12 protein-coding genes are annotated in these 15,500 nt (G+C 64.8%); 4 read left to right on the forward strand and 8 right to left on the reverse strand.

What is annotated here, in order from left to right:
* Positions 1-14: 14 nt before the first annotated feature.
* From HMPREF1008_RS01775 to HMPREF1008_RS01785, 3 genes are all read right to left on the reverse strand, one after another.
* Positions 15-659 (reverse strand): hypothetical protein, encoded by a 645-nt coding sequence (locus HMPREF1008_RS01775; RefSeq protein ID WP_009278137.1) that lies wholly within the window; start codon positions 657-659, stop codon positions 15-17.
* Positions 660-771: 112 nt separating this feature from the next.
* On the reverse strand, positions 772-2,115 hold the full coding sequence (locus HMPREF1008_RS01780; protein WP_009278138.1) for a LuxR C-terminal-related transcriptional regulator: 1,344 nt from the start codon (positions 2,113-2,115) through the stop codon (positions 772-774).
* Entirely contained in the window at positions 2,094-2,819 is a 726-nt protein-coding gene (locus HMPREF1008_RS01785; protein ID WP_156797580.1) for a hypothetical protein, read from the reverse strand. The genes HMPREF1008_RS01780 and HMPREF1008_RS01785 overlap by 22 nt, the downstream gene beginning before the upstream one ends.
* A 469-nt stretch (positions 2,820-3,288) precedes the next feature.
* On the opposite strand from HMPREF1008_RS01785, the gene HMPREF1008_RS01790 reads away from it, so the two are divergent.
* The 4 genes from HMPREF1008_RS01790 to HMPREF1008_RS01805 all read left to right on the forward strand — a co-directional run bounded on the left by HMPREF1008_RS01790 (position 3,289) and on the right by HMPREF1008_RS01805 (position 8,549).
* The gene (locus HMPREF1008_RS01790) at positions 3,289-4,770 is read left to right on the forward strand and encodes a glycoside hydrolase family 32 protein (RefSeq protein ID WP_009278140.1); all 1,482 of its coding nucleotides are present in this window, start codon (positions 3,289-3,291) and stop codon (positions 4,768-4,770) included.
* 43 nt (positions 4,771-4,813) lie between these two features.
* Entirely contained in the window at positions 4,814-6,112 is a 1,299-nt protein-coding gene (locus HMPREF1008_RS01795; RefSeq protein ID WP_009278141.1) for a glycoside hydrolase family 32 protein, read from the forward strand.
* 54 nt (positions 6,113-6,166) lie between these two features.
* Positions 6,167-7,582, forward strand: a complete 1,416-nt coding sequence (gene gtfA / locus HMPREF1008_RS01800; protein ID WP_009278142.1) for a sucrose phosphorylase — start codon at positions 6,167-6,169, stop codon at positions 7,580-7,582.
* A 67-nt stretch (positions 7,583-7,649) separates the two neighbouring features.
* Positions 7,650-8,549: an HAD-IIB family hydrolase gene (locus HMPREF1008_RS01805; protein WP_009278143.1), complete on the forward strand. Its 900-nt coding sequence runs from the start codon at positions 7,650-7,652 to the stop codon at positions 8,547-8,549.
* 208 nt (positions 8,550-8,757) lie between these two features.
* Here the strand turns inward: HMPREF1008_RS01805 and HMPREF1008_RS01810 are convergent, their stop codons facing one another.
* The 5 genes from HMPREF1008_RS01810 to HMPREF1008_RS01830 all read right to left on the reverse strand — a co-directional run bounded on the left by HMPREF1008_RS01810 (position 8,758) and on the right by HMPREF1008_RS01830 (position 15,481).
* The gene (locus HMPREF1008_RS01810; protein ID WP_009278144.1) at positions 8,758-10,281 is read right to left on the reverse strand and encodes a glycoside hydrolase family 32 protein; all 1,524 of its coding nucleotides are present in this window, start codon (positions 10,279-10,281) and stop codon (positions 8,758-8,760) included.
* Between the two features lie 60 nt (positions 10,282-10,341).
* Positions 10,342-11,292 (reverse strand): carbohydrate kinase family protein, encoded by a 951-nt coding sequence (locus HMPREF1008_RS01815; RefSeq protein WP_009278145.1) that lies wholly within the window; start codon positions 11,290-11,292, stop codon positions 10,342-10,344.
* Between the two features lie 111 nt (positions 11,293-11,403).
* Positions 11,404-13,368: a PTS beta-glucoside transporter subunit IIBCA gene (locus HMPREF1008_RS01820; protein ID WP_009278146.1), complete on the reverse strand. Its 1,965-nt coding sequence runs from the start codon at positions 13,366-13,368 to the stop codon at positions 11,404-11,406.
* Between the two features lie 200 nt (positions 13,369-13,568).
* Positions 13,569-14,561 carry a LacI family DNA-binding transcriptional regulator gene (locus tag HMPREF1008_RS01825; RefSeq protein WP_009278147.1) on the reverse strand — a complete coding sequence of 331 codons (993 nt, stop codon included), beginning with the start codon at positions 14,559-14,561 and terminating at the stop codon, positions 13,569-13,571.
* Complete coding sequence (locus HMPREF1008_RS01830; RefSeq protein ID WP_009278148.1) at positions 14,558-15,481, reverse strand: patatin family protein; 924 nt, start codon at positions 15,479-15,481, stop codon at positions 14,558-14,560. Before HMPREF1008_RS01830 ends, HMPREF1008_RS01825 begins: the two co-directional genes overlap by 4 nt.
* Positions 15,482-15,500: the final 19 nt, after the last annotated feature.

Below are 15,500 nucleotides of genomic sequence, written 5' to 3' on the forward strand. Positions count from 1 at the left end.
GGCCATCTCCGTCCCTATCTGTTCAGGTCGGTGTAGTTGCCCGCGCAGTCTGGACTCCAGAGGCCACTAAGCTTCCCAGAGCCCTGATCGGCCCAGCCGGTGAGTCGCGCAAAGGCGTAGCCAAGCTCGCGCACGCCGTTATGAATCTCGTATTGGCCAACGCCCGGAGCCCTTACGTAATCACCGTTCGTGCAGTTGCGCCACCCTGCCCCCTTGCTGTTATTAGCCCCGTCGACAAACAGCTGCGGTGACTTGCCGGTCCTGTAGTCAACACGAAGGTAGGTCGAGCTGTATGAATCCTTTCCGCGCCATTCGGTGCCCTGGCTTGCTCCCTTGAACTGGAAGTTGAAGTCATATCGTGAGTCCCGCGTGTCTCTGACCCTGGCGGGACCCCCCGCAGGAGAACCTTCTTCAATAGCACCTTCCGCGATGGGACCCTTTGCGGAAGCGTCCTCCTGGACGGCAGCCTCTTCGGTGGCATCCCCCGCAACGGCACCAGCTTCGAAGGCCCCCTCAAGTTCGGCGGTCGCCTCGACGGCATCCCCCGTGGCAGAATCTTCCTCAAGGGACCCTGCATGCGCGACCGTGGGATTGACAGCTAGGCAACAGGCAAGTGCAATGGCAAACAGACTCAGATGGGACATGTGTTCGAGCCTCATCTTGCTTCCTTTCGTCTGACCAACCAAAGGTGGTGGCGCGCCACCACAAACGATGGCCCGCCAAACGCGACGGGTCTGTAGTCAGCCGATATGAAAGTGGAAAACGGGGTGTTTACAGGCGGCTAAGCTGCAGCAACAGATTTACGAGCTGCGACCTGCCATGTACGCCGAGCGAGGAGTAGACGGCACGCCTGGCAGTGTTGACCGTTCCCCTGGAGACGAACCGGCGCTCACAGATCTTCTGCGAGGAGTACCCATAGGCGATGTCGCTCGCAACCTCCGCCTCGGTCTGTCCGAAGCCGAGGCCAAGCAGGAGGTGCTCGGTCCTCTCGCGCGTGAGGCCCGATCGGTCAAGGCTGCCCCTCAGGCGCTCTGCCACCTCGACGCTCCGGCAGAGGCACGCAAACGTCGTCCCGGCACACAGCGCAAGGAGGAGGGACGAGCTCAGGAAGATCCCCCCAAACGCCCCACGCCCCCCAAAGGGTCGGGTGAGCACCTCGTTGCCAACCATCAGGAAGCCAACGCGGTTGACCAGGACGTCAGCTGCAACCACGCCGAGCCCAAATGCGACAAGCGGCAGGGACGGACCAGGTGTCGCCGACTTCGCACGCGCAAACCTTCGCCCTAGTAATGCGCAGGAAGCCGCCGCGAGTGCGAACAGGGAACCTCTGACATTCGACAACAGCGAGACGGCAAGCAAGGCAAGCGCGAGGGCCATCCGCAAGTACTGACGCTCGCTTGCCAGCAGATACAAGCCCCCTGCCGTCACCAGAAGCAGGAAAACCGTAGTTTGCAGCGAGGCTGCGAACCACGGCCCCACGCGCCAGGTCTCCTCCCACGCGGCGCCCATGCAAAGGGATGTCAGCAGCATGGCCCATCCCGCCAGGCTATCCCAGTGCCCCCAGCCACCCGGCACCGCCTCCGTCTGCTGCTGCAACAACAGCTCGATCAGCATGGCGGTGCCAAGAAGGGCACCGGTCAGCTCGAAGGGAATCCAATACCCGCCCACCCCTACCGCAAACCGAGCCATGCCGAGCGACAGCATCGAAGCGAGGGCAAGGGCGACACGGGAGGCGCGACGGCCTTCCGAAGGATGGCAACCCGCCAAAGAGGCCCCGCCTGTCATGAGGCACGCGAGCGCGGCCCCATAGACAAGCGGTCGCCCCGCGCCCCACGCAGGCAGAGTGATGCCCCAGGGAAGCAGGAGCGCGGTCGCGACAGCCGCTTCGAGCGGGCGTGAGGCAGCCGACGCAGGCACCCTCCGTGCGCCCGTCGAGCCCTCGGCCGCCAATCGCCCCGATTCCTCGCCGTCCGAATGGCCATAGGCGGCGGGTTGGCGATCTGACATCCCGATGAGCTCGAGGAGCGCCTTCCTACCCGTCACACTGGCCTTTTTGTAGACGCGTGCCATGGTGCTGCGAACCGTTGCGGGCTTCACCCCCAGAAGCTCGCCCACCTCCCTGGAGCTCCCCCGCACACGACCCCGACCGCCACCTCGAGCTCGCGGGGAGCGAGCCCGAGGCCTAGCAGGGCCTCCCTGGTCTCCTCGTCCGGCCTCACATGCCCGTCTCCGAACGAGGGCTCAGGCTCTGCCGAATGACTCCGTCGTCCCTCGGCCCCATGTGCGGAGAGGGCAAAGAGGCAACGAGCGCGAGGCAGCCAGCACGCCGCGGCAATGAGGGAGAGCAGTGCATACGGCCACGAGACCGCCTGACCAAGGGGAATCACCCTCGTAAGGGACCACCAGGCAAAGGATCCGACGCCCACGCGCATGGGCATCGGGTCCAGCTTACCGTCAGGGGTCGCACTCACCCCCAGGAGGATCAGCGACGCCACGGGAATCACGACAAGGTTCACGGGAGAGAAGCCAGTCGTCCAGAGCCTGCCGGGCGCCATACGACCGTCGACGACGGCCGTGACGGCATATGACAGCCCCCTGACGAGAAAACCCGCCGCGATCGCGGCGAGACCCCCTCCGCCGCTTGGCTTCTTCTCGTCAAGGCCGCACGAGGCGCCGCGAGGGGGACGCGTCTCCTCACCGGACGGGCATGAGGAGAGGGCGAGCGCGGAGGCGAACGCAAGCACGGGAGTCGCCAGGAGCCAGGCGTGCCGGAAGGAGGCGAACCAATCCATGTCGAAGGGCCATGCGTATCGTGACATTCTCGCAAGCGAGAGGCAGAGCGCCCACTCCACGGAAGCCAGCGACGCAAGGGCAACGACGCCAGCGGCTCGGAGCCGTCGCGCGAGGCCATCCGGAACAACGCGAGCGAGGACGAATCCCGCACAAAGCCCGAGCGCCACCAGCGCCTGGTTGCCGGACAACGCTGGGTTCGGCGCCGTCAACGCATAGAACGGCATCGTCGTGAGGAGGGCGAGCCCCACAAGGCGGACCAGAGGCCCACGGCCTTCCGCAAAGCGCGCTTCCATCGGCTGGACTCCTCCCCCTCTCTAGACACACACATCATAGGAGCTCGCCCTGCACGGCAGGAAAACCACTCGCACGACGCGGGTGCCGCTCGCCGCCGCCTGGCATACTATGAAATCGTTCTCAGATAAGATTATAAGCAGATATGCAGACGTGCTGGCAGGGTCCGTGCACGCCTCGGCACACCCAGGGAAGGGGCATTTCATGAGCGACGAATCCTGGCGTCCCAAACTCCACCTTGCACCCCAGAAAGGCTCCCTCAGCGACCCCAACGGGCTGTGCCAGTTCCGCGGCACCTATCACATCTGCTGCCAGAACGCCCCCGAGTACCCCGGCAACTTCGACAGCCCCCACGGCTGGGGCCACTACGTCAGCCGCGACCTGACCAACTGGGTCTTCCTGGGCTGCCAGGTCATGCCCGACTGCCCCTCCGACAGGGACGGCTCCTACTCTGGAGGCGCCTACCTCGCCACCCCCGAGGACGGCGCCGGCCACGGCGGAGAGGTCTGGTACTACTACACGGGCAACGTCCGCCTGCCCGAGGGCGACGGCACGCTCGCCGGCCGCCTCGCCAACCAGACGCGCATGCGCAGCTACAACGGCATCCACCTTGGCCCCAAGGAGGTCGTGCTCGACAACTCTGGCTACCCCGCCTACTGCTCCAACCACGTGCGCGACCCCAAGGTCTGGAAGCAGGACGGCGCCTTCCACATGCTGCTGGGCGCGAGGACGCGCGAGGACAGCCGCGGCGCGGTTCTGTGCTATCGCTCCGAGGACGGCGAGGCCTGGGAGCTCGAGGGCTCGGTCACCAACACCGACCCCACGCCCTTCGGCTACATGTGGGAGTGCCCCGACCGCATCGTCCTCGCAGACGAGAAGGGCGCGCCCCACGAGTTCCTTGCCACCTGCCCCCAGGGCACGGACGAGCTCGGCCTCCCCTACATGCTCCAGAACGTGCACGGCAACGGCTACTTCCCCATCGAGGGGACCCTTCTGGACCTTCTCCACCAGGACCACGAGCTCATGGACGCCAAGGCCCCACACGCCGCCATCGACCAGACGACCTTCGTCGAGTGGGACCACGGCTTCGACTTCTATGCCTGCCAGACCCTCGTAGACGAGAGGGGCCGCACGCTCCTCGTGGGCTGGATGAGCCTGCCCCATGACAAGAACGACGTGCGACCCTACGACAATCCCACCAGCACCTGGCGCGGCTGCCTCACGGTCCCGCGCGAGCTCGCGCTGGGTCCGGACGGACACATCCTTCAGAACCCCGTGGCGGAAATCGACGCGCTCCGCGGGAAGGCGGTCGCCTTCGAGGGCAGCGCCAGCATCCCCAAGGTGTCGGACCTCGTGGTCTCTGGCATCGAGGGAGAAGGCACCCTGCGCTTCGACGACGCCCTCGAGCTGCGCTTCCACGACGGGGTGGCAGAGTTGGAGTTCATCGACGACGAGACGGGCCAGGGCAGGAAGGTCCGCCGCGCCAGGGTCGATGCCGTGCGCGACGTCCGCGTCGTCATGGACACCTCCGTCCTCGAGATCTTCGTCAACGGCGGCGAGACCGTCTTCGGCACCCGCTACTACAGCGAGGCCGAGGACATCAGGGTGAGTGTCGACTTCCCCGAGGCCACTGCCGTCTGGTACCCCATGTCGCCCATCAGCGTCAACTACGTCGTCGACCGCTAGTCAGCACCCGACACCGCAAGACAGCCACCACGGAGAGGCACACATGCAGAGCATCAACTTCCACACGCATCGGGGCTGGATGAACGACCCCAACGGGTTCATCTACTACAAGGGCGAGTACCACCTCTTCTACCAGTACTTCCCCCATGCCACACAATGGGGGACCATCTGCTGGGGACACGCCATCAGCCCCGACCTCGTCAACTGGCAGCAGGAGGACATCGCGCTGTTCCCCTCCAAGCCCGCCGACCAGAACGGTTGCTTCTCGGGCAGCGCCATCGAGAGCGGGGGCAGGCTCCGCCTCTTCTACACGGGCGTCCACTACGACGAGTTCGACCCCGACGACATCAACAAGTGCATTCCCGGCCACTTCACCTCGGCGCAGCTCACCATCGAGTCACCCGATGGCCGCAGCTTCAACAACTTCGAGGACAAGCGCGTCATCATCCCACCCATCGAGGACCCCGAGCTGGGCGACGCCACCCACACGCGCGACCCGAAGGTATGGCAGGGTTCCGATGGCTGGTACCTGGCCCTGGGCAGCAACATCCATCGCAGGCAGGGAGAGGTCCTCTTTTACAGGAGCCAGGACCTCGTCAACTGGGAGTACGTCAACCGCACCGTCCTCAATCCCGAGCTTGGCTGGATGTGCGAGTGCCCCGACCTCTTCAGGGTCGACGGGAGCACCGTGCTCCTCGCCTCGCTGATGGGCTACGAGGGCGGCAGCGACGACCAAAGCGTCTGCTTCGTCGTCGACTACGACGAAGCAGACTGCTCCATCGAGTTTACTGGCGAGCGGCGCCTCACCGACTACGGCCACGACTTCTATGCGCCGCAGACCACGACCGATGCCGAGGGTCGTCGCGTCATGGTGGGCTGGATGCGCATGCCCGAGCCCGTCGACGACAAGTGGATCGGCATGTTCACCGCACCGCGCATAATCGAGGTCGTCAACGGGCACACCTACTTCCGCCTGCATCCCAACGTACGCCATGCCATCGCCCACCGCACCAATGCGTCAGCGCACCACCGTCCCTATCTCTTCGGGACCACCTTGCACGAAGGCGACCACATCGACATCGGCGGTCTGCGCGTGTGGCAGGACAAGAACCGCGTCCACGTCGACCGCAGCAAGGTCTACCGTCCGCGCGAGGGCTTCACGCATATGCACTCCATGACGCCCGAGGTGGCAGACGAGAACAAAATCGAGATGCTCGTGCACGGGCACATCGTCGAGGTCTACGTCAATGACGGCGAGTACGTCATCAGCAACATGGTCTATGGCCTGGGCAACTCGATGTCCACCAACTCGTCAGCGGACTTCACCATCCTCGGCCTCTAGGCCACGCACGGAGGCACGACATCCACAGCACCCACCAGCCGCAGGGAGAGTCACATGAGGTTCGAGAACAAGATCATGCTCATCACCTACGCCGACAGCCTGGGGAAGAACCTCCGGGACCTCGACCAGGTGCTTGCCAGGCACTTCGACAAGGCCGTGGGCGGGGTGCACATACTGCCCTTCTTTCCTAGCTCGGCAGACCGCGGCTTCGCCCCCATGCGCTATGACATCGTCGACCCCGCCCTTGGCAGCTGGGATGACGTGCGTCGCATAGGCAAGAGGCGCTATCTGATGTTCGACTTCATGATCAACCACATCTCGCGCCAATCTCCCTACTTCCAGGACTTCCTGGCCAAGAAGGACGAATCGGAGTTCGCCGACTTCTTCATCAGGTACAAGGACTTCTGGCCGGGGGGCGCCCCGACCCAGGAACAGGTGGACGCCATCTACAAGCGCAAGCCCAAGGCGCCGAGCGTCGTGGCGGAGTTCGCCGACGGCAGTCGCGAGGACGTGTGGTGCACCTTCGGGGAGGAGCAGATCGACATCAACATCAGGTCCGATCGCGCGCAGCGCTTCTTCCGCGAGACGCTGACCCACATGGCCGAGAACAACGCCTCCATCATTCGCCTCGACGCCTTCGCCTACGCCGCCAAGCGCGCGGGCAGCAGCTGCTTCTTCGTGGAGCCGGATACGACCGAGCTCCTGCGCGACATGCAGGAGGTGCTTGACCCCTACGACGTCATGGTGCTCCCCGAGATTCACGAGCACTACACCATCCAGATGCAGGTCGCGGACAAGGGCTACTGGGTCTACGACTTCGCCCTGCCCGTGCTGACCCTGCATGCCCTCTATTCGGGCGAGGGCAGCTACCTCGCAAACTGGCTCATAATGAGCCCCAAGCATCAGTTCACCACCCTCGACACCCACGACGGCCTGGGCATCGTCGACGTGAAGGACCTGCTGCCCGACGAGGCCGTCGACTACACCAAGGACAAGATGTTCTCGGAGGGGGCCAACGTCAAGAAGGTCTACAACACCGAGGCATACAACAACCTCGACATCTACCAGGTCAACACCACCTACTACTCCGCACTCGGCAATGACGATGACGCCTACCTGCTCGCCCGCGCCGTCCAGTTCTTCGCCCGCGGGGTGCCCATGGTCTACTACGTCGGCCTGCTCGCTGGCAGCAACGACATAGAGCTGCTCGAGTCCACCAAGGAGGGCCGCAACATCAACCGCCACTACTACAGCGTCGACGAGATAGACCGCGAGGTCGAGCGCCCTGTCGTGAGGGACCTCGTCGAGTTGATGGAGCTGCGGAACAGCCATCCCGCGTTCGACGTCGAGGGCGAGCTCGAGGCAGACGCCCAGGGCAGCAGGCTTCGCATCCGCCGCACCGCAGGCGAAGCCTGGGCGCAGCTCGACGCGGACCTCTCGTCGCATTCCTTCGAGGTAACACACTCGTAGGGACATGGCCACCGACGGGCACGGCGCCCTCCAACCCAGCCGGAGCCCGAACACGAAGGAGCACCCCTTGCTACCCGCAAACACGCACTTCCCCCAAGGCATCGGCGCGGCATTCTATGACCTGGACGGCACCATCCTCGACCTAACCCACGTCTCCGAGCGCACGGTCGCCGCCCTGGAGGCCGTGCATGCGGCGGGCTGCGCCAACGTCATCTCGACCGGCCGCAACCTGCCCATCGTGCCCGACGCCATCAGGCTGCCCTGCATCGACTACTACATCACCGTCAACGGCGGGCAAATCCTCGACGGAGAAGGCCGTCACCTGGCGAGCAAGGCCATCCCCCGCGACATGGCGCTCGATATGGCACATTGGCTGCACTCCCGCGGCGCCGGCCTCAACGTGCTCACCTCGAGGGGAGCCTACTTCGAGAAGCGACTCGTGTCCTACATGACCCAGGCCGTGCATCGACTGGACGACAGCAGCACCCTGAGCGACGAGGACCTCGACGAAGAGATCTCGAGCATCCCCAACCGCTTCACCGTCGACGACGTCGAACCCGAGATTCTCGCGGTCGACGAGGTGACGAGCTTCGTCGAGAAGATGGGTGCCTGCTTCGACACCGCAGACGACCTGGCGCGCGATGCCGCAGAGTTGGAAGGGCGAGGAGACCTGCAGATTGCCGTCGTCACCCCCACCGAGATAGAGATCACCCTCAAGGGGGTCGAGAAGGGCTCGGGCATCGAGTGGGTGCGGGAGCGGCTGGGGCTGGACAGGGAGCAGCTCGTGGCCTTCGGCGACTCGGGCAACGACCTGCCCATGGTGCCGCACGTCGGCGTGTTCGTGGCCGTGGGCAACGCCTCCGAGGCAATCATGGAGCAGGCGTCGTGCGTCGTCGACACGATGTGGGAGGACGGCGTCGCCAGGTGGCTCGAGCACGCCCTCGAGGGTGAGTGGTACGAGGCATAGCCACTGACTTGTCCGCCGCAGCGGAGGTTTGGGACAATGCGCGGCTGGCCCACCCCGTAGGGAGAGAGCCAGCCGCGCGCTCCATTCGCAAACTGCGCGTGACTTCACGATGACCTGCAGCTTCGCACAGGCGCGCGCAAACTACGGCTAATCTGCGCGCGCCCGTGGCCACGTGCAATGCCACGCGTCACGCGGGCGTGCTACGCCCCTAGCCCACGTTGTTGAAGACAAAGGCGCCCATCTCCCACGCGCCATGCAATGCCTGGAGGTCGGACGTCACGTGCAAGTCAGTGACCTCCAGGGGATACCAGCGCGTGGTCATGGTCTTCTCTCCCCCGTTTACGTAAATCTCTATGACAGAGGTGTCCACCAGGATGCGCAGGTCGGTCACGCGTCCCGCGCTCAAGGCCGAAAGGGGCAGGCGGCGGTTGGTGCGCCAGCGTCCCGAGGGACTCTGAAAGTCGAGCTCGAGCATGTCCCCATGGAGGAGGAGCTCGAGGTCGGAGCCAATGATGACGCGCCCCTCTCCCTTGATGTCCTTGATGAGCACGTCCGCCGTCCCGTTGGGGAAACGGGCAGACTTCGCCCCTGTGACGTCGAACATGTCGCAGGTCGTCTGTGACCCCACATAGCCCGTGGCGCCCGGCGCGGCGTCCTCGCTAAACTCGACTTCCGTGCCGCGCAGGGAGTCCACCTCCTCGACGGGCCAGAAGCACACCTGGCCGGACTTATTGAGGGAGAGCTCGCGCGGCAGGGTCAGCGTGTGCATCCACTCGCGTGTCGGCGTCTCGTACTGGAACTCCACGTCCGGCAGGCCGATCCATCCCACGCAGAGCACGCGGCCGCGCTCATCTTCGAAGACCTGGGGGCAGTAGAAGTCGAAGCCGTAGTCGGTCTCGACGAAGTCCCCCTCGTCGAAGCAGGCATAGGGCCCCTCGCCGTCCATTCCCTTCGGGTCCCGCCCAAGCAGGTCGATGACCTTCCCCTCCACCGGGAAGTAGCCGCAGTTGTGGATGTTCTGATACTTAAACGGCTGCTTGGGAACCCCTTGGGGACACACGAAGAGGAACTCACGACCATCCAGTCGAACGGCGTTGGGGCATTCCCACATATAGCCGAAGCCCCTTCTGCCGCGCGACGTCGCCGACCCCTCGAACTCCCAGGCGAGCCCATCGCCCGAGCGATATAGGAGCACGGCGCCACGACTGTCCGACGTACGGGCGCCCAGCAGCATGTGGAAGGCCCCGTCCTGCTCCCACACCTTGGGGTCGCGCACGTGGTTGGAGCAGTAGGCGGGATATCCCTCGTTGTCGAGGACGCAGACCTTCTCGCTGAACGTGTTGCCGTCCTCGGAGGTCACGAGTATCTCGTTTGCACGACGCCCCTCGAAGTCATAGTCATGCTCGCCGGGGTCGAGCACGTTGCCCGTGTAGTAGCACCACAGCCTGTCATCCTTGACCAGCGCGGACCCCGAGTAGGAGCCGTTGCGGTCAAGCTCGCAATCGGGCCGGATCACCTCGCCATGGAAGGTCCAGCTCACGAGGTCCTCGCTCGTCCAGTGCCCCCAGCCATGCCCCACGGCGGGCCACTTGGGCGTGTACTGGTGAAACCAGTGGTAGACCCCGTTGAGCTGGGACAGGCCGTTGGGGTCGGTCAGGCCGCCCGTGGGCGTCTGCAGGTGGAAGCGCAGTCGCCAGTTGTGCTTGGGGTTCCAGTTGATGTCGACGGCCATGGGGCTTCCTCGATTCGGGAGGGTTGACGTGGGTGCGCGCGAGGGGCAGGCGTCGGCTGGCTACGCCAGGACCCCAAGCACTTCGGCACGCTCGGGCATCGCGGGGATGCCGCCACGCTTGCGGACGCAGAGCGACGCCACGGCATTGCCCATGCGAGCCATCCCCACTGCCTCATCAAGTGCCACCTCTGCGGGGGCCAGACCGCTTTCGAGAAAGGCGGCAAGGAACCCGCCCCAGAAGGAGTCGCCGGCACCCGTGGTGTCCACCGCCTCGGTCTTGAACGGCGGAACTGCCGTGACGCCATCTTTGGTGCATACCAGGGCGCCTTCGGAGCCCAGGGTGACGCAGCAGACCTTCACTCCACCAGAGACCAGCGCCCTCGCCGCTTCGGCGGGGTCGCGGCGACCGGTCAGCAGCTCGCACTCGTTGTCACTCATCTTCATGATGTCCATGTAAGGCACCACGGCGCGCATCTGCTCCATGGCCGCCTCCACGCCCGGCCAGAGGTTGGCGCGGTAATTGGGGTCATAGCTCATAACGCAGCCGGCGGACCTTGCCACGTCCAGCGCAGCGAAGGTCGCGGAGCGTGCAGGCTCGTCGGTGAGGGAGAGGGAGCCGATGTGGAAGACCCTGCTCTCGGCGATGAGCCTCGTGTCGAGCTCGTCGGTGGTGATCTGGGTGTCGGCCCCAGGCTTGCGCGCGAACGAGAAGGAACGGTCTCCCTGCTCGTCGAGCGCCACGAAGGCCAGGGTCGTGAAGTAGCTCGGATCCGTCAGCAACCCTCGCGCGTCGATGTTGTCGGCCTCCATCGTGGCGCGCAGGAACCTGCCGTGCATGTCGTCACCGACCTTGCCCAGAAAGGCAGTCTGGTGACCTAGGCGCTGGAGGGCGACCAGCACGTTTGCCGGCGCACCCCCAGGGTTTCGCTCGAAGAGCTTCTGGCCGGCGTCAGATATGCCCGCGTCCGTAAAGTCTATGAGCACCTCGCCCATGGCAGTAACGTCAATCATGCCGAGCTCCCTTTCAAACGATGGGTCGGCCCGCAAGGGCCCTCATTCCAACGGGGGGGCAGCCGCTCGTGGCAGCCGCCCCCCCACACGCGCATGTCTGGCGCAAGCGCCCTATCCGAGTTCGATGAGCGCGGCTCCGGCCTTCACCGCGCCGCCAGTGTGGGTGTTGACGGTCCCGTACTCGTCAGTGTTGGTGACGATGACCATGGTCGTCGGATCGAGATTGGCGGCCTTGATGGCACCGAGGTCGACCTCCATGAGCAGGTCGCCCTTCTTGACTGCCGCACCCACGGTGGTGTGAGGCGTGAAGGGCGCGCCCTTGAGGTTGACGGTGTCGATGCCGATGTGGATCAGAATCTCGGCACCCTCGTCAGAGAGCAGGCCGATGGCGTGGCCGGTCTCGGCCAGGACCGTGACGGTGCCCGTGACGGGGGCGTACATCTTGCCGTCGCTGGGAACCACGGCGGCGCCGTCACCCATCGCCTTGCTGGCGAAGACGGGGTCGTCCACCTGATCGAGGCCGATCGCCTGACCGGCGCAGGGCGCGAAGATGACCTCGGCGTCGGTGGGGGCGGTGACGCCCTGGTTGGACTGGGCGACGCTCGCGGCGACCGCAGCGGTCTGGTTGGCAGCCGCCTGGGTGGAGGCGACGGCCTGCTCGGGCAGGGACTTGCCCTGCCTCTTGGCGTCGGCCTCGTCGGAGTAGAGGGTCCAGGTGATACCGAAGGCGACCGCAAAGGCGGCGGCGAACATGATGACATAGCCAACGGCATTGTCGATGCAGAGCAAGATGCCGAAGATGCCGGTCACGCCGGTGCCGGTGGCAGAGAGGTTGGTGAAGTAGCAGATCACGCAGCCGACGGCAGAGCCGACCATGCCAGCGACGAAGGGCTTGACCTTGGGCAGGTTGACGCCGAAGATTGCGGGCTCGGTGATGCCAAGCAGGCAGGAGATGCCGGAGGGCACCGCGAGGGCCTTGGTCTTGTCAGACCTGGTCTTGAGGGCAACGGCCAGGCAGGCACCGCCCTGCGCGATGTTTGCGGCAGAGGCCAGGGGCAGCCAGTAGGTGACGCCGTGCTGGGCGATCATCGAGACGTCGATGGCGGTGTACATCTGGTGCAGGCCAGTGACGACCGACGGGCTGTAGATCAGGCCGATGACCGCGTTGCCAAGGCCGAAGGGAACGGAGAGCAAGGCCATGAGCAGGCCAAGGATGGCGTTCTCGAGGAAGACGAAGATGGGGCCGATGAAGAGGATCGTCACGTAGGCCGCGATCGAGACGGACAGGAGCGGCGTCAGGAAGAGGTCGAACATCTCGGGGACGATCTTGTGCAGGCGCTTCTCGAAGAAGCAGAGAATCCAGACTCCCACGAGGATGGGGATGACATGCCCCTGGTAGCCCACCCAGTCGATGCTATAGAGACCGGGGACGACGTTGAAGGTGACCATCGTGCCGTCGGCGATGGCGGTGGAGGCGTTGTATGCGTTGATGAAGTCACCGCTGATGAGCAAGGCACCCAGTGACGCGCCGAGGTAGGGGTTGCCGCCGAAGACGGTTGCGGCGGAGAAGCCCAGGAGGATCTGGAGGTTCGCAAGCGCGCAGGCGTTGATCAGGCCCGCGATCTTCCAGTACACGTTGTTGGAGAGGTCGACGTTCGGGAAGAGGAAGGGGATGGCCCCCATGATGCCCATGAGCATGCCGGAGGCGACGATTGCCGGGATGATGGGGACGAAGACGTCAGAGAGGACCTTGATGGCCGCCATGAACTTGTTCTGGTTCTTGGCGGCAGCCTCCTTGACCTCGGCCTTGCTCGCCGCGCTGATGTTGCCCTGGCCGATGAACTCGTCGTAGACCTTGTCGACCGTGCCCGTGCCAAAGATGATCTGCAGCTGGCCCGAGGCCTCGAAGTTGCCCTTCGCGCCGGGGATGTCCTCGAGCTTGTCCTTGTCGATCTTGCCGTTGTCGGCAATCACGAGGCGTAGTCGGGTCGCGCAATGAGCGGCGGACACGACGTTTGACGCGCCTCCGATCGCCTCCAGCGTGGCCCTTGCGGCCTCTTTGTAATCCAGCGCCATTCTTCCTCCCTTGTCCTGCTACGACCTGCAGTCTTAGGTCTGTGTGAAATCGTTCTCACACCTTTGAATAAGATTAGGAGGACGCCTTCACAAAAGGAACACCTTTTGCCGAGCGCATGCGAACGGTAGGTTTTTGTCGACAAACGGGGAACTTTGCAGGCGGGCGAACCTGCCGCTCCCTCGCCGACGGAGGCGAAGGACTATGCAGGACTGTGCGTCGAGCCTCCCAGGACGAGCTTGTAGCCCATCTTGACCTCATGCGGGGCTGCCTCGCTCTGCTCCATCAGCTCGAGGAGCATGCGTGCCGCCTCCGCGCCGCTGGTGCGATAGTAGTAGTGGGCGGTGGTGAGGCTGGGGCTCACCACCTTGGCGAGCATGGAGTCGCCTAGCCCCGTGAGGCGCACGTCCCCCGGCACGACGCGTCCGCTGTCGTGGAGGTACAGCAGGGCACCCGCCGCGATCTCGTCGGTGGCGCAGACGATGGCGTCCGTCTGAGGATGGGCCTCCATGATCCTTGCCGCGCAGTCGAAGCCCGACCGCGCGTTGAACCTGCCTTCCTCGATGGGTGCCGCGTCCACGTCGAACCCCTGGTGCCCGATGGCGTCGACGAAGGCCTTGCGACGAAGGAAGCCCGTCGCGTAGTCCCTCTCGGGCACGGCTATGAAGGCAGGATGGCTGCTGCCCACGGTACAGCAGAGCGTGAGGTCATACATGCTGTCATAGTCGTTGAAGTAGACGCAGTTGACGCCTTTGACATGCTGGCCCAGCACCACAAGGGGCAGGGGAAGGCTCCTGAAGAGTCGCTCGTGCTCTTCCGTTATCTCAGTCCCTATGAGGATGATGCCGTCGCTCCGGCCCTGGTCGGCCAAGGACTTGATGTATGAGATCTCTGCCGATCCGTCGCCGTCCGTGTTGGCGAGCACGGTGCTGTAACCCGAGGCGCCAAGGACTGAGGTGATGCCCGCAACCTCCCGCGCGATGGACTCGGAACTGATCTTGGGGATGATGACCCCAACGAACTGCGTCTTGCCCGTGCGCAGGGTGCGCGCCTGCTGGGACGGCACATAACCCGTCTGCTCGATCACGCGGGCGATGCGCTTGCGCTTCTCCTCGCTGACATACCCGTCGTTGAGGTAGCGCGACACGGTGGCCCGCGACACGTTTGCCATCTGGGCGATTTCGTTGATGGTCATGCCCTGTCCCCCCAAGACGCGCCCGACCGTCCCGCGAGGAAGGCACGGACCTCGTCCAGGCGCTTGGTCGCCTGCTCCCTGCCCTGCAGGTAGAGGTCCAGCAGCTTCCCCCCGTCATGCTCGTTGGTCGAGACCTCGACGGGCTGCGCGGGCGCTATCACCAGGACCGGGCTCGACTCCTCGGCCTCGAGGGCGAAGAGCCTCTCGCGCTTGGCGTTGTACGAGGAGGCACGCACGGAAAGGGCCTCCTCGTAGTAGGGGAAGCCGTCGTAGCGATGGCTCCGCACCGTGATGCGCTCGTTGAGGCCGGACTTCTGGTAGTCGCGGTCCTGCGTGATCACCACCAAGGCGCGATCGGCCGGTTCGTAGCCCTCGACCTTCGCCGCGCCCTCACGCCCCAACGCCACCTCGAAGGGGATGGAGTCCGTGGTGCCGCCATCCAGGTAGCGGTGCCCGTCGATCTGCACCATGCTGGAGACCAGCGGAAGCGAGGCCGAGGCGCGCACCTTGACCACGTCCTCGGGAAAGCTCGCACACTCCAGGTAGGCGGGAGTGCCAAACACCACGTCGCTCGCCACGGCAAACATGCGCGTGGCATTGGCGTTGAAGGCCACGTCGTCACCTGGGTCCAGGTGGTTCTGGATCTCCTCGTACATGAACTCGCCACCAGCGAGGTTGCCCGTCGTGGCAAAGGACCAGAGCGACATGAAGCGCCGGTCGTCCCGGAAGGCGAGCATGATGCGCATCGTGCGCCCGATCTGGCGCGACTTGTAGCTCGCCGCGTTGATGGCACCCGCCGAGACTCCCCAGACGCTTGCGAAGTCGTAGACGCCCCTCTCTTGCAGCACGTCCAGGACGCCAGCCGTGAACATGCCCCTAAAGCCGCCGCCCTCGAGGACGAGCGCGTTGCCTCGTGCCATGCAATCCCCCTCCCATCAG

This window comes from Olsenella sp. oral taxon 809 str. F0356, from assembly GCF_000233535.1.
Classification (GTDB): Bacteria; Actinomycetota; Coriobacteriia; order Coriobacteriales; family Atopobiaceae; genus Olsenella_I; species Olsenella_I phocaeensis.